The following is a 17,016-nucleotide window of genomic DNA, read 5'->3' as shown; positions in this document are numbered from 1 at the left end:
AATAAAGCACGCAACAACTTAAGGGGGAGCTTCGGCTCCCTCAGTGCTTTCCACAGTTCAACATTGATTCACCTCCCTCCTACACCATATCCCCGCATAATGCTAGAATCCGCGCCAATCCTGCGGTCAACATCAAATCTGGCCGGCCATTTCGCTATACAGTGCATCCCATGCTGAAAAAGCTGTTCAAGTCGTTACGTCCCCCTGTGCGCCATGCCAAGCAAGCGCATAGCACCCCTGTTGTGCTTAATAGCAACCAACACCCCATCCAGCGCGGGCAAATCAGCCGCTACGCTATCAGCGTGGTAGAGCGCCTTCAGAATGCTGGTTATCAAGCATTCTTGGTAGGTGGTTGTGTTCGCGATTTGTTGCTTGATGTCGTCCCCAAAGACTTCGACGTCTCAACCAGTGCCACACCTGAACAGGTGCGCGCCGAATTTCGAAACGCCCGCGTTATTGGTCGGCGCTTTAAACTGGTGCACGTCCACTTTGGCCGCGAGATCATCGAAGTTGCGACCTTCCGGGCTAACCACCCTCAGGGCGACGAGGAAGAAAATAGCAACCTGTCTTCACGCAATGAAAACGGCCGAATTTTGCGCGACAACGTGTATGGCAATCTTGAAGACGATGCCCAACGCCGTGACTTCACCATAAATGCACTCTACTACGACCCATCAAACGAGCGCATTCTTGATTATGCCAACGGTGCGCACGATATCCGCAACAACCTGGTCCGCCTGATTGGTGACCCAACCCAACGCTACCAAGAAGACCCCGTGCGCATGCTGCGGGCGATTCGTTTCGCGGCCAAACTGGACTTCGATATTGAGAAGCACAGCGCTGCGCCGATCTACAAACTGGCACCGCTGCTGAACGAAATCCCTTCCGCCCGCCTGTTTGATGAAGTGCTGAAGCTATTTCTCGCGGGCTACGGGGTTTATACCTACGAACTGCTGGTGGATTACGGCCTGTTCGGTCAACTGTTCCCAGCGGCGGCTGCCGCACTGAAACAAAACCCGGACTACACCGATAACCTGATCCACAATGCTCTGGTCAACACTGACCTGCGCATTAAGCAGGGCAAAACGGTTACGCCGGCATTTATATTTGCGGCACTGCTTTGGCCTGCCCTGCCAGCTCGCGTTCTGCGCTTACAAGAGCGCGGTATGCCGCCGATTCCAGCCATGCAAGAAGCCGCTCACGAGCTAATAGCCGAGCAGTGCCAACGCATCGCCATTCCTAAACGTTTCACCATGCCTATCCGCGAAATATGGGATATGCAGGAACGCTTACCACGCCGCACTGGTAAACGTGCCGATGCGCTCTTGGAAAACCCACGGTTCCGCGCCGGCTATGACTTCTTGCTGTTACGCGAAAGCGCAGGCGAGCAGACCAACGGTCTTGGTGATTGGTGGACCACATACCAGGATGCAAGTGACAGCGAGCGGCGCAATATGATTCGCGACCTCAGTAGCAAAGATGAGAGCGCAGGTGCCCCACGCAAACGCCGCCGCAATAACAATCGCCGCAAGCGCAATCCTGCAGGCGAAGGCTCCTCAAACCCAAGCCAAGACTGAAGTGCCAAGCAGCGAGCCCCGGAAGTGCAAGGCCGGGCTCGCACACGACTTTAGCTGCCTTCGCTGAATATTAGATTGCAGCCACCGTTTCGAGGCCACAGCACGGGCAGTTCCAGCACGGACTGCCCCAGCATGGGCTGCCCCAGCACGGACTGCCCCAGCTATTCCTAGCACACGAGTTTTCGAGGTTCTCTAATGGAGCGGGTTTACATTGGTCTTGGCAGCAACCTGGCAACGCCGCAACAGCAGCTAGTTGCAGCGCTTGCGGCGCTAGGCGAAATAGAACAAACGCGCTTGGTTGCGCAATCAAGCTTCTATGCCAGCGACCCTCTCGGCCCAGCTGACCAGCCCCGCTACCTTAATGCGGTTGCAGCGCTCGACACTCAACTGACCCCTTTGCAGTTACTCGATGCCCTGCAAGCCATTGAGTTAGGGCAAGGCCGTGAGCGCAAAGAACAACGCTGGGGCCCGCGCACACTGGACCTGGATATCTTGCTGTTCGGCCAGCAGTTGCTCAATGAACCGCGCTTGGTTGTTCCGCACTACCACATGCATGCGCGGGCATTTGTGCTCTACCCGCTCGCCGAAATCGCACCAGCACTGCAACTTCCTGATGGCAGGATCTTGCAAGACTTGCTTGCTGCTTGCCCATTCGAAGGCCTCGAACGACTTCCCAGCGGCCACTAGGGAAGTGTTTGATGTCACCCGGTAACACAGCGTTGATCGCGGCTGAATACGGGCCGTCCAGGACGTTTTACTGCCCACAAAAGCCACTAAAAACCAGCCAAACTGACGGGTTTTAACACCGCCTAGGTAACAAGACGGTAACACCTGCAATTGACTTAACGCCTCGTCATCAGGACTATAGGCGTCCCGTTGCCCAGCACCGGTGCAAACCGAGGCCAATGCAGGCCAAATTAGAGCAGATTTCTGCTTAATAATGCCTGAGTGAGGACAATCTAAATGCCTGATATAACCCTGACTACTCTGCAAAGCCTCAAGCAAAGCGGCGAAAAAATCGCCATGCTGACCAGTTACGACGCGACCTTCGCTCACGCTGCCTGCCAAGCCGGGGTTGATGTGCTGCTGGTTGGTGACTCGCTGGGAATGGTTCTGCAAGGACATGACAGCACACTGCCTGTGAACACAGCTGAAATGGCTTACCACGTCGCCAGTGTTAAGCGCGGTAACCAAGGCGCGCTTATCGTCGCTGACCTGCCGTTTATGGCCTATGCCACCATCGAGCAGACCCTGAGCAATGCTGCAACGCTGATGCAAGCGGGTGCCCATATGGTCAAGCTCGAAGGCGCAGTGTGGCTGGCTGAGCCTATCCGCCTGTTGGCTGAACGCGGCATTCCGGTGTGCGCCCACTTGGGGCTGACCCCACAAGCGGTCCACGTTCTTGGCGGTTATAAAGTACAAGGTCGCCAAGAAGCCCAAGCGCGACAGATGCGTGCTGACGCCATGGCCTTAGAGCAAGCAGGCGCAGCCATGCTGGTGCTCGAATGCGTACCCAGTGAACTGGCGACTGAAATCACCCAAGCGGTCAACATTCCAGTGATCGGCATTGGCGCCGGCAGCGGTACAGACGGCCAAGTGCTGGTTGTACATGACATGCTGGGCCTTTCGCTCACGGGTCGCACGCCAAAGTTCGTGAAGAACTTCATGGTTGGGCAAAACTCTATTCAAGGTGCGCTGACCGCCTACGTCAGGGCCGTAAAAGACCAAAGCTTCCCAGCTCCTGAACATGGATTCTCTGCATGAACACGGTTAAAACCGTTCGCGAATTACGCGCTGCTGTTGCGGCGGCGCGTGCCGAAGGTAAACACATCAGCCTGGTTCCAACCATGGGCAACCTGCATGCAGGCCACGCCGCCCTGGTTGAGAAAGCCGCTCAGCGTAGCGACTTTGTGGTCGCCAGCATTTTCGTAAACCCGCTGCAGTTCGGTGCCAACGAAGACCTCGATAAATACCCCCGAACCTTGGTTGACGACCAACAAAAGCTGGTCAAGGCCGGTTGCAACTTACTCTTCACCCCATCTGTGGAAGAGATGTACCCCAATGGCATGAACGGTCAAACCCGGGTCAGTGTTCTTGGTGTATCCGAAGGGCTCTGTGGTGCCAGCCGTCCAGGCCATTTCGATGGTGTGGCGACCGTTGTCAGCAAGCTGTTCAATATTGTGCAGCCTGATTTGGCTATTTTCGGCCAAAAGGATTATCAACAGTTGGCGGTAATCCGCACACTGGTCAATGACCTGAACATGCCGATCCAGATCATTGGCGAGCCGACGGTACGCTCAGCAGATGGGCTGGCCCTCTCATCACGCAACGGTTACCTCACGGATGAGCAGCGCAGCGCTGCATCAGTGCTATACAAATCACTGCAAGAGATCGCAGCTGGGCTTAAAGCCGGCGAGCACGATCGAGCTCAGTTGATTGCCCGCGCCCAAAGCCAACATGCAGCAGCAGGCTTTAGCCCTGATTACCTTGAAATACGTGACGCAAGCAGCCTGCGCCCAGCCACTGAACAAGACCGTCAATTGGTTATTCTGGTGGCCGCATTTATCGGTAACACTCGACTAATCGACAACCTGTTGGTCGATCTGGATAAGCCTGCTTAAGTAGTCGCTTAGCTCACACACGAGCGGGCAGATCAGTTGTGGACAGGCTTATTGCAGCCAAACCCAGCGAAAAAGCGGCAAAGCCGGGTATGCTGTATGGAGCTCCTGGTAACAGACCAGGCCTGCACCTACCCTTGCTGGCCCGATTCCTGCCTGACCACTTGAGCCGGTTTATCGAGACAGCTAGGGTTATCTAGCGTCCGTTTCGAACAAACCTTGTGATACCTATCAATAAAAGGAAGCCCGCGAACATGCCGTATTACCAGCAACCTCTCGATGTTACTGCCCAGCCCATCTGGCAAGCACTTAAAGAACATCGAGCCAGCTTGCAGAGTTTCAGCATGCGCGATGCCTTTGCCAATGACCCGAAGCGATTTGATGACTTCAGCCTGAGCGGCTGCGGCCTGTTCCTCGATTACTCGAAGAACCTGATGACCACCGAAACTCGCGACCTGCTGGTTAAGCTGGCACGTGACGTTGACCTGCAAGCTGCCATTGATTCGATGTTTTCCGGTGAGCACCTAAATGCCTCGGAAGGCCGCCCAGCACTGCATACAGCGCTACGCCGTCCAATCGGCGACAAAGTGATGGTTGATGGCGTTGATGTAATGCCGCACGTGCAGCAAGTCCTGAACAAGATGACAGCGCTGGTCGGCAGTGTGCATGACGGCTTGTGGCGCGGTTACACAGACAAACCTATCACTGACGTGGTTAACATTGGTATCGGCGGCTCCTTCCTCGGCCCGCAGTTGGTTTCCGAAGCCCTGTTACCCTTCGCCCAACGCGGCGTGCGCTGCCATTACCTGGCCAATATAGATGGCAGTTCGTTTCACGATTTGGCCGCCAAACTGCGCGCTGAAACCACGCTTTTTATCGTGTCATCAAAATCGTTCAGCACCCTTGAGACGTTGAAAAATGCGCAGGCTTCGCGCGCGTGGTATCTCGCTCAAGGCGGCAGCGAAGCTGAGCTGTATCGGCACTTTATTGCAGTCTCCAGTAACACAACCGCCGCCGTGGCCTTTGGGATACGAGAAGAAAACATCTTCCCAATGTGGGATTGGGTCGGTGGTCGCTACTCCCTGTGGTCGGCAATTGGTTTACCCATTGCCATGACCATCGGCATGTCCAACTTCAAAGAGTTACTGTCCGGCGCTTACAGCATGGACCGGCACTTCCAGACTGCCCCCTTTGAACAAAACATGCCCGTGCTGATGGCGCTGCTAGGCGTCTGGTATGGCAATTTCTGGGACGCCCAGAGCCAAGCTATCCTGCCGTATGACCACTACCTGCGAAACATCACCAAGCACCTGCAGCAACTCGACATGGAGTCCAACGGCAAGTCAGTGATGCAAGATGGCAGCCCGGTTAACTGCGCGACAGGCCCGGTGATTTGGGGGGGCGTTGGTTGCAACGGCCAACATGCCTATCACCAGTTGCTGCACCAAGGCACGCAGCTGATTCCAGCCGACTTTATTGTGCCGGTGGTCAGCTATAACCCTGTTGCCGACCATCACCAATGGCTGTACGCCAACTGCCTGTCGCAAAGCCAAGCGCTGATGCTCGGCAAGAGTTATGCAGAAGCTCAAGCCGAACTGCGCGAACAAGGCCTGAATGAAGAACAAATTGCCGAACTTGCCCCGCACAAGGTGATTCCAGGTAACCGGCCAAGTAACACGCTGGTTTTAGAGCGCATCAGCCCACGCCGTCTTGGCGCATTGGTTGCTTTGTATGAGCACAAGGTATTCACCCAGAGCGTAATCTGGGGCACTAACGCCTTTGATCAGTGGGGGGTTGAGCTGGGCAAAGAACTCGGCAAAGGCGTTTACTCACGCCTGACTGGCACAGAATCCGACGCAGCTGAAGACCCGTCAACCCAGGGCTTGATCAACTTCTTCCGCGCCCGCCATCGCGGTTAAAAGCTCCCATAGCGTCAACCCAAGCCCTGGCAATTGTCGGGGCTTGGCATTTCTGAGCAAGCCCTTACCGCTTAGCGAGAAGCGCGGCGACCACCCCCAATCACTTGCCATGGGGTGCTAACCTAAAGCTGTCGCGGATAAAAAAATAAGGGACCCGCCATGTTTGAAGTTACTCGCCATCCTGTCGCTGACGATGTTCGCCAACGTGCACACATCAATAACGACGATTACCTGCGCCTGTACAAACAGTCAATCGAGCAGCCAGAAACCTTCTGGGCTGAGCAGGCCAACACATTTCTCGACTGGTTCGAGCCATGGCAAAGCGTGCATAAGGTCGATATGCGCAAAGGCCATGCGAGCTGGTTTAAGGGCGGAAAACTTAATGTCAGTTATAACTGCATTGATCGCCATCTGGCCGAGCATGGCGAGCAAATTGCGCTGATATGGGAAGGCGACAACCCAGCAGAGTCGGCCAATATCACCTTCAACAAATTGCACCACAACGTCTGTCGCCTGGCCAACGTACTGAAAAGCCGGGGCGTGGAAAAAGGTGACCGGGTGTGTATCTACATGCCGATGATCCCGGAAGCCGCCTACGCCATGCTGGCGTGCACACGTATTGGTGCAGTGCATTCGGTTGTGTTCGGCGGCTTTAGCCCGGACGCGCTGCGCGACCGCATTCTAGATGCCGACTGCCGCACCGTAATAACTGCCGATGAAGGCGTGCGTGGCGGTAAATATGTACCGCTCAAGGCCAATGTCGACAAAGCCCTGCAAAGCTGCCCGAACGTCTCAACCGTGATCGTCGCCCAACGCACTGAAGGTGATGTGCAATGGGTCAAGAACCGAGACATTTGGTACCACGAGGCAATGCACAATGCGAGCGCCGATTGCCCGCCGGAACCGATGGATGCAGAAGACCCACTCTTCATCCTCTACACCTCTGGCAGCACTGGCAAACCCAAAGGCGTACTGCACACCACCGGCGGCTACCTGTTACAAGCTGCAATGACCCACAAATATGTGTTTGATTATCACCCTGGCGATATTTACTGGTGCACCGCAGATGTTGGCTGGGTTACCGGCCACAGTTATATCGTCTACGGGCCACTGGCCAATGCGGCAACCAGCCTGATATTTGAAGGCGTGCCCAACTATCCAGATGCCTCACGCTTCTGGCAGGTAATCGACAAGCACCAAGTCAATATCTTCTACACAGCCCCTACGGCGTTACGCGCACTGATGCGCGAAGGTAACGACTTGGTCAAAAGTACCTCGCGCAGCAGTTTACGATTGCTCGGTAGCGTTGGTGAGCCCATCAACCCAGAAGCATGGGAATGGTATTTCAATGTGGTCGGTGACAAGCGCTGCCCGGTTGTTGATACCTGGTGGCAAACCGAGACCGGCGGCATCATGATCACCCCATTGCCCGGGGCGACTGACCTCAAGCCCGGCTCAGCCACTCGCCCCTTCTTTGGCGTGCAACCGGCGCTGCTGGATGAACAAGGCAAAGAGATCGAGGGGGCAGGCTCCGGCGTTCTGGCGATCAAAGCCAGCTGGCCAGGTCAAATTCGCAGTATCTACGGCGATCACCAACGCATGATCGATACCTATTTCTCAGCCTACCCCGGCTATTACTTCAGTGGCGACGGTGCCCGTCGTGACGAAGACGGTTACTACTGGATCACCGGCCGTATCGATGACGTGATCAATGTCTCCGGCCACCGTATTGGCACAGCAGAAGTCGAAAGCGCACTGGTGCTTCACGACGCGGTTGCTGAAGCCGCTGTCGTCGGTTATCCACACGACCTCAAGGGCCAGGGCATCTATGCCTTTGTCACGCTGATGAATGGCGTCGAGGTTAGCGAGGCTCTGCAACAAGAGCTGCTCGCGTTGGTCAGCAAGGAAATTGGCAGCTTTGCCAAGCCTGAATTAATGCAGTGGGCACCCGGCCTACCCAAAACCCGTTCAGGGAAAATCATGCGGCGGATCTTGCGCAAAATCGCCTGCAATGAACTCGACACCTTAGGTGACACCTCAACCCTGGCTGACCCGTCGGTAGTCGATGACTTGATCGATAAACGCCTCAACCGCTAAGCACCGCTTCGCGCCCTTGAATACTGTTGTTCAGGGGCGCGCAATGCCTTGGGCGTGGCGAAAGCTTGTGCATTCATTTGTCCCCAGCTTGTAGCGCCAACGGATTAACCGCACACTTGGTGCATGGAATATATTCGCCGAAAAATCGAACATCAGGTCCTTGGGCTCAGCGGTATTGCGCTGGGGCAGATCGACTTTGAAAACCCCAAAGGCGACCCTGGCCTGTTTGGCCCAGACTCCATCAGCTGGCAGGTTCACGGCGACTTCACCAGCATGCTGGTTGGCGGCATCAGCGCCCTGCTCATGCAGGCGCTGCATCCATTGGCGCTGGCCGGGGTGTGGGATCATTCAAATTTTCGTGAAGACTTGCTTGGCCGCTTACGGCGCACCGGGCAGTTTATCTCCGGCACCACTTTTGGTGCCAAAGCCGATGCTGACTGGCTGATCGAAAAGGTCAAAACCATTCACGTGCAAGTGACCGGCGTTGCCCCGGACGGACGCCCCTACGCGGCCAGTGATCCAGAGCTGCTGACATGGGTGCATGTCGCCGAAGTACACAATTTTTTGCAATCACATCTGCGCTATCGCAACCCGGATTTACCCGGCTCAGATCAAGACCGTTACTACAGCGAAATTGCAGTGATTGCTGAGCGCTTGGGCGCGACCAATGTACCGCGCTCCAGGGCGGAGATCGCGCTCTACCTCGAGCGCATGCGCCCACAACTGCTGTGCGATGAGCGTTCACTTGAAATCCTGCGGATTTTACTCAACGCCCCCGCACCCAGCCTGCTTGCAGGCGTTGCCGGAACGCTATTTATGCAAGGCGCAATTGACCTCTTGCCCGATTGGGCGCAAAGCATGCTAGGCCAACCTGTTAGTCCAGCGCGCAGCCGCTGGATTCGCCTGCGCATTAACCGCCTCGCCCCCCTGTTACGCTGGGCTGTGCGCAGCGGGGCTATTCACCGAGCGCGCCGTCGCCTCGGCATTATCCAATAAGGTTAAGACTGGTCGTCACTTACGCCCCTGTGCCAACATATGGCCCATTCGCGCAGAAACGCCCAAATCACCGGGGTGGACACGTCCAAACCAACGCTTGAGCCTAATGCTAAACCACGGTGGACTCGTTTGACGTTGTTCACCTTAAGAGGACTGAGGACACAATCATGCAAGAAGTCGTTATTGTCGCCGCCACACGTACCGCTATTGGTAGCTTTCAGGGAGCCTTGTCGAGCATTCCAGCACCCGAGTTGGGCGCTGCGGTTATCTGCCGTCTACTTGAGCAAACAGGTCTTGATGCGGCTGAAGTTGATGAAGTTATCCTCGGCCAGGTACTGACCGCAGCATCGGGACAAAACCCGGCCCGTCAGGCTTCAATCCTAGCCGGTCTGCCAACGGCAGTTCCTGCGATGACCTTGAACAAGGTCTGCGGCTCAGGCCTCAAAGCGCTGCACTTGGGCGCACAAGCGATTCGCTGCGGCGATGCCGATGTCATCATTGCTGGCGGCATGGAAAACATGAGCCTGGCACCCTACGTGATGCCGGGAGCACGCACGGGCCTGCGCATGGGCCACGCGAAAGTCATCGACAGCATGATTACCGACGGCCTGTGGGATGCATTCAATGATTACCACATGGGCATCACCGCAGAGAATCTGGTCGAGAAATATGACATCAGCCGTGAGCAGCAAGATGCTTTCGCCGCTGCCTCACAGCTAAAGGCCGTGACGGCCGCTGAAGCTGGCCGCTTTGATGACGAAATCACCCCGATCATGATTCCTCAACGCAAAGGTGATCCGATTGCTTTTGCCAAAGATGAAGGCCCACGCGCAGGCGTGACGGCTGAATCACTGGGCAAACTCAAGCCAGCGTTCAAAAAGGACGGCACCGTCACCGCGGGTAACGCCTCCAGCCTCAACGATGGCGCTGCGGCGGTACTGTTGATGAGTGCAGAAAAAGCCAAAACCCTGGGATTACCCGTTCTAGCGCGTATCGCCAGCTATGCGAACGCCGGTGTGGACCCCGCGATCATGGGCATTGGCCCGGTTTCAGCTACGCGTCGCTGCTTGGAAAAAGCCGACTGGAAAATTGAAGACCTCGACCTGATCGAAGCCAACGAAGCCTTTGCTGCCCAGGCCCTGTCGGTGAACAAGGACCTGGGCTGGGATACTCAGAAGATCAACGTTAACGGTGGCGCTATTGCCCTTGGTCACCCCATTGGCGCATCCGGCTGCCGGGTACTGGTCACACTGCTCCACGAAATGATCAAACGTGATGCGAAAAAGGGCCTGGCCACTCTGTGCATTGGTGGCGGTCAAGGCGTTGCCCTGGCTATTGAGCGTAATTAAGCACGCACAACCTAAATGGCGGTGCTGACGCTCAGCACCGCCATTTTTATTGATAAACTAGCCTGACTTATCCCTCTTGAGTCGTCGCGCATGTCCGCTCTCATATTGGCGCTGCGCGCCGCACTAGCCACCCGTAAACCGCTAATCGATCAACTGCACAGTCAGGGCACCGATTGCTATCGCCTGTTTCATGGCAGCCAGGAAGGTGCTGGCGGCCTGACCATCGACCGGTACGGTCCGCAACTCTTGGTTCAGAGCTTTCATCAAAGCCTGACCACTGATGAACTGTTGCAACTCGCTGACAACTGCAATGAGTTCCTCGACCAGTCGCTACTGCTGGTCTACAACGACCGCTCCAAGGGCAACTCGCGAATAGACCGCCAAGACCCTGTCTACACGCCGCAAGATGCCGCTTTGGAGGATATGGTCGGCCACGAATGGGGCCTTAATTACCGAGTACGCGGCCGTCATGCAGGCCAAGACCCGCTGCTGTTCCTTGATTTACGCAACGCTCGCGGCTGGGTCAAACAGCACAGCGCCGGCAAAAGCGTGCTTAACCTGTTTGCCTATACCTGTGGCGTGGGTTTAGCCGCAGCGGCAGGCGGCGCTAAAGCCGTGACCAATCTGGATTTCGCCGAAGGCAACCTGGCCGTGGGCCGCGAAAATGGCGCACTCAACCCAGAGTTGCTGCCCATGCAGTTTATTCAGTCAGACTATTTCCCAGCCATCCGCCAACTCGCCGGCCTGCCTATTGCTCAACGGCGCGGGCAGAAACTACCGAGTTACCCAAGGCTCAGTCCGGCACAATTTGACTTGGTTCTACTTGATCCTCCGGCATGGGCGAAAAGTGCGTTCGGCACGGTCGATTTGCTGCGTGACTACCAAAGCCTGCTAAAGCCTGCCATTTTGGCCACCGCTGACGACGGCGTATTGATTTGCTGTAACAACTTGGCCAAAGTTGCAATCAGCGACTGGCGCGAACAAGTACTGCGTTGCGCTGACAAATTGGGCCGCCCCGTGCGCGACTGCCAGGTTTTGAGCCCGGCCAATGACTTCCCATCGAGTGATGGTCAACCGCCTCTGAAAACCTTGATTTTGCAGTTCTGACAGCAATCGCTTTGCTACTGATTTCATTGAACCCATTCAAGCGTGCCATACTCAAAAGCATTTCTTATCGGGATAGATGACGCTTAGCTATGTACAAAGGACTGAAATACACCGCTGGCACCCTGATTTTTGGCCTTGGCCTGTACGCCCTGCTGGGTTTTCTGATCATCCCTGGCGTGGGCCTGCGTGTGATCAATCAACAGCTTGCGCAATACGCCACGCAACCGGCCAAGCTTGAGCGCATGCAGTTCAACCCCTTCAGCCTGGAGCTGAAACTCTGGGGCATGAGTGTCGGTGAAGGTGAAACCAAGCACATCGCCTTCGAGTATCTTTATACCAACGTCCAAGCCGATAGCGCATGGACCAAAGCGCTGCACTTGGCTGACATTGAACTGGTTAAAGCGCACAGTGAAATCCTCTTCGACAAGCAGGGAGGACTGAATCTAACCCAGTTATTCAAACTGCCCGAAAGTACTGAGCCCAAAGCCGAAGAGCCGCCTAGCGACCCATTCCCAGTGCGCATCGACCGTATCAAACTGGTCGATGGCTACATGCATTTCCAGGACCTTCGCCCCAGCGAACCGATCAACTTCGTCTATGACGCACTCAATCTTGAGCTTAAAAACCTCAGCACCCTGCCCGAAGACAACGCCGCGATGACCTTGGCGGCTACCGGCCCACAAGGCGGACGTATCGACTGGACAGGCAAGGTGAGCCTGGTACCGATCACTGCAACCGGCAGCCTTAAAGTTACCGATGCCAAGCTCAAAGGCTTCTGGCCCTATGTGCGCGATGCCGTGCCAATTGATATTGATAAAGGCATACTCAGCCTCTCAAGCGACTACACCCTTGATTTGTCCAAAAGCACTGAGCTGCGCCTGAACAACATCAAACTCAAGCTTTCACCCTTCGCCATCAAAGCACCCGATGGTCGCCCGCTGGTCAACCTTGAGAACCTTGAAGTCAGCGACACGACCTTGGATCTGGCTAAGCAAGAGGTTGTGGTGGGTAAGATTCGCAGTCAAAAACTCGAAACTTGGGCCACTCGCGAAGCCGATGGTGAGTTGGACTGGCAAAAGCTGTTTGCCAGTCAGCCTGCGCCGAAAAAAGCTCAAGAAAAACCAGCAGCCGCTCCAACCGCACCCGCTGCTGACGCACCGACCGATAAGACTACTGCCAATAAGGCCGATACCGCACCAGCCGTAGCCGCGGCACCCGCCGAAAAACCAGCAAGCGAACAATCGACTGCCAGCAGTGATGCGGCAAAACCCGCCAACCCACCGGCTGGCGCGGATAAACAACAGCAAGCTGTAGCCAAGCAAACCCCAGACACTAAGCCCACAGCTAAAGCCGCCACACAACCGGCGGACAACAAACCCTGGGTCGTGCTGCTCAAAGATGTGCAACTGCGTGATTATCAGGTGCACCTGGCCGACAAAGTACCGGAAAAAGACTTAGCCCTTGAGCTGGGCCCGTTGAACCTAGACATCAAGAACTTCAACAGCCAAGGCAACACGCCCTTCGACCTCAAGCTTGATACCGGCCTTGGCAAGCAAGGCAAGGTTCAGGCTGAAGGCCAAGTTCAGCTGACGCCAACCACAGCCAAGCTCAAAGTCACCACCAGTAATATTGACCTGCGTGTAGCGCAAGCCTACATGGACCCTTTTGTACGCTTGGAATTGCGCAGCGGCATGTTGGGTAGCCAATTAAATGTTGCGCTGACCAGCACTGATCCATTGCAACTGAGCGTTACCGGCAATGCCCAAGTCAGCCAAGTGCACACCTTGGATACCCTCAAGCAGCGCGATTTTGTGCGCTGGAAGACCCTTGATCTGAGCGGAGTGAATTATCAGCACGGCGACAGCCTGAGCATCGATAAAGTCAGCCTGGACAATCCCTATGCTCGCTTCCTGATCAACGAAGATTTGACCACCAACGTCAGTGAGCTGATGATTCCGCAGCCTGCCGACCCCACTGCCAAAGCCGAGCCCGCAGGCAAGCCGCTGGGTATCCACATTGGCGAAATCAATATTGCCGACGGCTCCGCTAACTTCGCCGACTTTAGCCTGACGCCCAACTTTGCCACGGCAATTCAACAGCTTAATGGCCAGATTGGCACCATCGACAGCCGTGCGCCTAAACCTGCGAAAATCAATATTGCCGGCAAGGTTGATAAGTACGCACCGGTTAGCATTAAAGGTAGCCTGAACCCCTTCGACCCACTGGCCAGCCTGGATATCGCCACCCAGTTCAAGCGCGTGGAACTCACTACGCTGACGCCCTACTCCGGCAAATTTGCCGGTTATCGCATCCGCAAGGGCAGGCTCAACCTCGACCTGCATTACAAGATCACAAACGGCAAGCTAAACGCCGAAAACAGCGTGGTGGTTGAACAACTGCAACTCGGGGAAAAAGTTGATAGCCCAAGCGCCGTGGACCTGCCCATCAAGCTAGCAGTGGCACTGCTCAAAGACAGCGACGGCAAAATCTCCCTGACGCTCCCCGTTCAGGGCGACCTCAATAACCCGCAGTTCAGCGTTATGCCCATCGTCTGGCAGACCCTGCGTAACTTGGTGGTGCGCGCCGCAACGGCACCCTTCAAGTTTATTGGCAGCCTGGTTTCAGGCGGCAATGATGTTGACCTGAGCAATGTGCAGTTTGCCGCTGGCAGCAGTGAGCTGGATAAGTCTGCGCAAAGCTCACTCGACACCTTGATCAAAGCCCTTGGCGAACGTCCGGCGCTACGCCTTGAGGTTGAAGGTATGAGTGCTCAAACCGCTGATGGCCCATTACTCGCTCAGCAGCGTTTACAGCGCGAATATCAAACCACCTACTACAAAATGCTCCAGCGCCGAGGCGATACGGTCCCCGCCGATGCTGATGAGCTTGAAGTGCCGGATGACATCAAAGGGCCAATGCTCGAAGGTATTTACCGCGCCCGCTTGAAAAAACAGCCACCCGCTGAATGGGCCGAGCTGGATGATGAACAGCGCAACAAAAACCTCAGCGACGCGGTGGTTGCCAACTGGGGCACCAGCGAGTTACTGCTGCGCAAACTGGCTCAAGAGCGCGCAGCAACTATCAAGGATTACCTTGCCCAGAACGGTTTGAGTGATGAGCGTATATACCTGCTGGATGTCAGCCTAGGCTCGGCCGAAGCCGACGGTCGAGTGGCCACCCCGCTACAACTCGGCAGCGAATAATGCAGCGGTTATTAGCATTGCTCTGTCTCACGCTCAGTGTAGGTGTCGCTCAAGCTGACGACACCATGCGCTGCGGCAGCCAACTGATCAGCATCGGTGACCGCGCATTTGAGGTTGAAGACAAATGCGGGGCGCCTGCCTTTCGCGATGTCGTGGGCTATACACTTGGGCCTTATGAACGCCGTGAAATGAAAATTGAAGAATGGGTCTATGGCCCTGATAACGGCGTCAATAGCATCCTCACTTTCGAAGGCAGCCGGCTCAAGCAAATTGAGCGCAAGCGTCGATGATCAAATCCGCAATGAAGCTACTTTGGTTAGCACCACTTGTGTTTAGCTGCTCCAGCCTGGCGTGGGCCGATAGCCTGCGCTGTGGCAGTGCCTTGGTCACGACTGATGACTCAACCGGTGAAGTTTTTGACAAGTGCGGCGAGCCCATCAGCCGTGATTTTCTGGGCTATAAGCAAATTGTCGATTCCTTCGGCTACACCAATGAAGTGGCTATTGAGGAGTGGGCCTACGGCCCGCGCAGTGGCATGTATCACTTCATTCGCTTCGAAGGCAACCGCCTCAAACGTATCACCAGCAAACGCGGCAACTGACAGCAAACACCACCAGTGCTAGGCTCCTCGGCAAAATGCCACCACGGATCGGTTGTCGATGCTCATTCTCCCCGCTGAACACCCGCTGGACTGGAAAAAACCACCAGTCATGACCTTGCTGCTGATCGCCCTCAATGTGCTGATCTACTTCGGCTATCAGGGTGGCGACAGCGCACGCGAAGCCAAAGCAGTCGACAGTTACCTGCAAGCAGGTTTGCTTAGCCGTGAACGGCCGCTATTTATCCAATCCTTCAGCGCCCGGCATGCGCTAACAGCCGGAGCAATCGAACAACTCGAACAAGTGCGCCGCAGTCAAATGGCGCGCATGGTGCTGTATGACCTGCAGTTTGAAAACTCGATTCACAATAACTCAGACTATTTGGCAGACCCCGACTGGCAAGCCCAGCGCAGCAAGGTTGAACACCTGCGCGACCAAATCAGCAGTATGCGTTTCGGCTTCATTCCAGCACGGTTTAGCATTGAGGGCTTGGTGGGTGCCATGTTCCTCCATGGCAGCTTTAGCCACCTAGCTGGCAACATGCTGTTCCTGTTCATCTTCGGTTTTGCCTTGGAAATTGCCCTGGGTCGCTGGCTCTACCTTGGGCTGTACCTAACCTGCGGTATTGCCTCCCATCTACTCTGGTGGATCATGGATCCCGCATGGATCACCGGCGTTGGTGCCTCAGGAGCAATTTCTGGATTGATGGGCATGTACCTAGCACTCTACGGCCTGCGTAGAATCAATTTTTTCTACTGGCTGGGGCCATTATTCGGCTATTTCCGTGCACCGGCGTTGTGGATTTTACCGGTGTGGATGGGCAAAGAACTTTATGGGCTGATAATGGCCAATGACAACACCAACTATTATGCGCACCTGGGGGGGCTGGGCGCGGGCTTTCTGGCGATCTATCTGGCCCAACTCGGTAACACACTAAGGGTTGATCAAGACTACTTAAATAAAACCGACCCAGACGCCGAGTTCAAACGAGAATTAACCGCTCTCGACAAACAAATCGCCAGGTTCGAGCTTGAAAACGCCAGCGCTCGCGGCTTAGCAATGCTTGAGCGTTATCCGGGCCGTCCTGAACTGCTGGAAAAGCTGTATTCACTGGCACTAAACCGCCAAGACAAAGCCCTACTCAGCGCCGTGTTGAAACAATTGTTCAAACTGCATGACTCTGCGCAGAGCCTGGCGCTTTTTAAACGACTGGCGAGTGACAGCATGGCCTCGCAACAATCTTTACTCCGGCACCCAAGCGTCCAGTTGCACCTCTTGCAGCGCCTGCTTCGTGTCGATCAAGGTGCCTATGGGCTAAATGCGTGGCGCTTGCTCTGCCAAGCCAAACAACGGCCTCCCATGCTGCCTGCCATGACCCTGCAGTTGGCCAAGCAAGTCGGCCGCCAACAGAATTTAAAGGCTGTGGCCGAACTTTCGCAGTTTCTTAACAGGGTTTATCCGGATGCCGAACAGACGGCGCAGGTGCACATTTATCGCCAACACCTGAAGAGCGTCTGATCCCGCAAAATTATCACGCCGCCAATACGCAAA

At 55.5% G+C, this 17,016-nt stretch carries 13 protein-coding genes; all 13 read left to right on the top strand.

Annotation, left to right across the window (positions count from 1 at the left end):
* Positions 1 to 170 precede the first annotated feature (170 nt).
* The 13 genes from ACIGCM_RS10125 (at position 171) to ACIGCM_RS10065 (ending at position 16,983) form a co-directional block, all read left to right on the top strand.
* Positions 171 to 1,577, top strand: a complete 1,407-nt coding sequence (locus ACIGCM_RS10125; protein WP_397501909.1) for a polynucleotide adenylyltransferase PcnB — start codon at positions 171 to 173, stop codon at positions 1,575 to 1,577.
* A 195-nt stretch (positions 1,578 to 1,772) separates the two neighbouring features.
* The gene (folK, locus tag ACIGCM_RS10120) at positions 1,773 to 2,264 is read left to right on the top strand and encodes a 2-amino-4-hydroxy-6-hydroxymethyldihydropteridine diphosphokinase (RefSeq protein ID WP_397501908.1); all 492 of its coding nucleotides are present in this window, start codon (positions 1,773 to 1,775) and stop codon (positions 2,262 to 2,264) included.
* A 276-nt stretch (positions 2,265 to 2,540) separates the two neighbouring features.
* Entirely contained in the window at positions 2,541 to 3,341 is an 801-nt protein-coding gene (gene panB, locus ACIGCM_RS10115; RefSeq protein ID WP_397501907.1) for a 3-methyl-2-oxobutanoate hydroxymethyltransferase, read from the top strand.
* Positions 3,338 to 4,198: a pantoate--beta-alanine ligase gene (gene panC, locus ACIGCM_RS10110; RefSeq protein ID WP_397501906.1), complete on the top strand. Its 861-nt coding sequence runs from the start codon at positions 3,338 to 3,340 to the stop codon at positions 4,196 to 4,198. The genes panB and panC overlap by 4 nt, the downstream gene beginning before the upstream one ends.
* Before the next feature lie 251 nt (positions 4,199 to 4,449).
* Positions 4,450 to 6,114 carry a glucose-6-phosphate isomerase gene (pgi, locus tag ACIGCM_RS10105; RefSeq protein WP_397501905.1) on the top strand — a complete coding sequence of 555 codons (1,665 nt, stop codon included), beginning with the start codon at positions 4,450 to 4,452 and terminating at the stop codon, positions 6,112 to 6,114.
* A 159-nt stretch (positions 6,115 to 6,273) separates the two neighbouring features.
* Positions 6,274 to 8,211: an acetate--CoA ligase gene (acs, locus tag ACIGCM_RS10100; protein ID WP_397501904.1), complete on the top strand. Its 1,938-nt coding sequence runs from the start codon at positions 6,274 to 6,276 to the stop codon at positions 8,209 to 8,211.
* 123 nt (positions 8,212 to 8,334) lie between these two features.
* Positions 8,335 to 9,207: an oxygenase MpaB family protein gene (locus ACIGCM_RS10095; RefSeq protein ID WP_397501903.1), complete on the top strand. Its 873-nt coding sequence runs from the start codon at positions 8,335 to 8,337 to the stop codon at positions 9,205 to 9,207.
* 167 nt (positions 9,208 to 9,374) lie between these two features.
* On the top strand, positions 9,375 to 10,556 hold the full coding sequence (locus tag ACIGCM_RS10090; RefSeq protein ID WP_397501902.1) for an acetyl-CoA C-acetyltransferase: 1,182 nt from the start codon (positions 9,375 to 9,377) through the stop codon (positions 10,554 to 10,556).
* Between the two features lie 90 nt (positions 10,557 to 10,646).
* Entirely contained in the window at positions 10,647 to 11,663 is a 1,017-nt protein-coding gene (locus ACIGCM_RS10085; RefSeq protein ID WP_397501901.1) for a class I SAM-dependent rRNA methyltransferase, read from the top strand.
* Positions 11,664 to 11,752: 89 nt separating this feature from the next.
* Entirely contained in the window at positions 11,753 to 14,866 is a 3,114-nt protein-coding gene (locus tag ACIGCM_RS10080) for a DUF748 domain-containing protein (RefSeq protein ID WP_397501900.1), read from the top strand.
* Positions 14,866 to 15,156, top strand: a complete 291-nt coding sequence (locus tag ACIGCM_RS10075) for a DUF2845 domain-containing protein (protein ID WP_397501899.1) — start codon at positions 14,866 to 14,868, stop codon at positions 15,154 to 15,156. Before ACIGCM_RS10080 ends, ACIGCM_RS10075 begins: the two co-directional genes overlap by 1 nt.
* Positions 15,153 to 15,467 carry a DUF2845 domain-containing protein gene (locus ACIGCM_RS10070; protein ID WP_397501898.1) on the top strand — a complete coding sequence of 105 codons (315 nt, stop codon included), beginning with the start codon at positions 15,153 to 15,155 and terminating at the stop codon, positions 15,465 to 15,467. The genes ACIGCM_RS10075 and ACIGCM_RS10070 overlap by 4 nt, the downstream gene beginning before the upstream one ends.
* 58 nt (positions 15,468 to 15,525) lie before the next feature.
* Positions 15,526 to 16,983, top strand: coding sequence for a rhomboid family intramembrane serine protease (locus ACIGCM_RS10065; protein WP_397501897.1), 1,458 nt, complete (start codon positions 15,526 to 15,528; stop codon positions 16,981 to 16,983).
* Positions 16,984 to 17,016 lie beyond the last annotated feature (33 nt).

The sequence above is a fragment of the Pseudomonas sp. NPDC078700 genome, assembly GCF_044542375.1.
In the GTDB taxonomy this organism is placed as follows: Bacteria; Pseudomonadota; Gammaproteobacteria; order Pseudomonadales; family Pseudomonadaceae; genus Aquipseudomonas.
Note: the sequence above shows the minus strand (reverse complement) of the source record. Positions and strands in the feature narration are given on the sequence as shown.

What these genes read in the sequence shown, in the direction of transcription:
- panC (WP_397501906.1), top strand. Translation starts at nt 3,338, where the DNA reads ATGAACACGGTTAAAACCGTTCGCGAATTACGCGCTGCTGTTGCGGCG.
- ACIGCM_RS10065 (WP_397501897.1), top strand. Translation starts at nt 15,526, where the DNA reads ATGCTCATTCTCCCCGCTGAACACCCGCTGGACTGGAAAAAACCACCA.
- panB (WP_397501907.1), top strand. Translation starts at nt 2,541, where the DNA reads ATGCCTGATATAACCCTGACTACTCTGCAAAGCCTCAAGCAAAGCGGC.
- ACIGCM_RS10080 (WP_397501900.1), top strand. Translation starts at nt 11,753, where the DNA reads ATGTACAAAGGACTGAAATACACCGCTGGCACCCTGATTTTTGGCCTT.
- ACIGCM_RS10090 (WP_397501902.1), top strand. Translation starts at nt 9,375, where the DNA reads ATGCAAGAAGTCGTTATTGTCGCCGCCACACGTACCGCTATTGGTAGC.
- ACIGCM_RS10070 (WP_397501898.1), top strand. Translation starts at nt 15,153, where the DNA reads ATGATCAAATCCGCAATGAAGCTACTTTGGTTAGCACCACTTGTGTTT.
- acs (WP_397501904.1), top strand. Translation starts at nt 6,274, where the DNA reads ATGTTTGAAGTTACTCGCCATCCTGTCGCTGACGATGTTCGCCAACGT.
- ACIGCM_RS10085 (WP_397501901.1), top strand. Translation starts at nt 10,647, where the DNA reads ATGTCCGCTCTCATATTGGCGCTGCGCGCCGCACTAGCCACCCGTAAA.
- ACIGCM_RS10095 (WP_397501903.1), top strand. Translation starts at nt 8,335, where the DNA reads ATGGAATATATTCGCCGAAAAATCGAACATCAGGTCCTTGGGCTCAGC.
- ACIGCM_RS10125 (WP_397501909.1), top strand. Translation starts at nt 171, where the DNA reads ATGCTGAAAAAGCTGTTCAAGTCGTTACGTCCCCCTGTGCGCCATGCC.
- ACIGCM_RS10075 (WP_397501899.1), top strand. Translation starts at nt 14,866, where the DNA reads ATGCAGCGGTTATTAGCATTGCTCTGTCTCACGCTCAGTGTAGGTGTC.
- folK (WP_397501908.1), top strand. Translation starts at nt 1,773, where the DNA reads ATGGAGCGGGTTTACATTGGTCTTGGCAGCAACCTGGCAACGCCGCAA.
- pgi (WP_397501905.1), top strand. Translation starts at nt 4,450, where the DNA reads ATGCCGTATTACCAGCAACCTCTCGATGTTACTGCCCAGCCCATCTGG.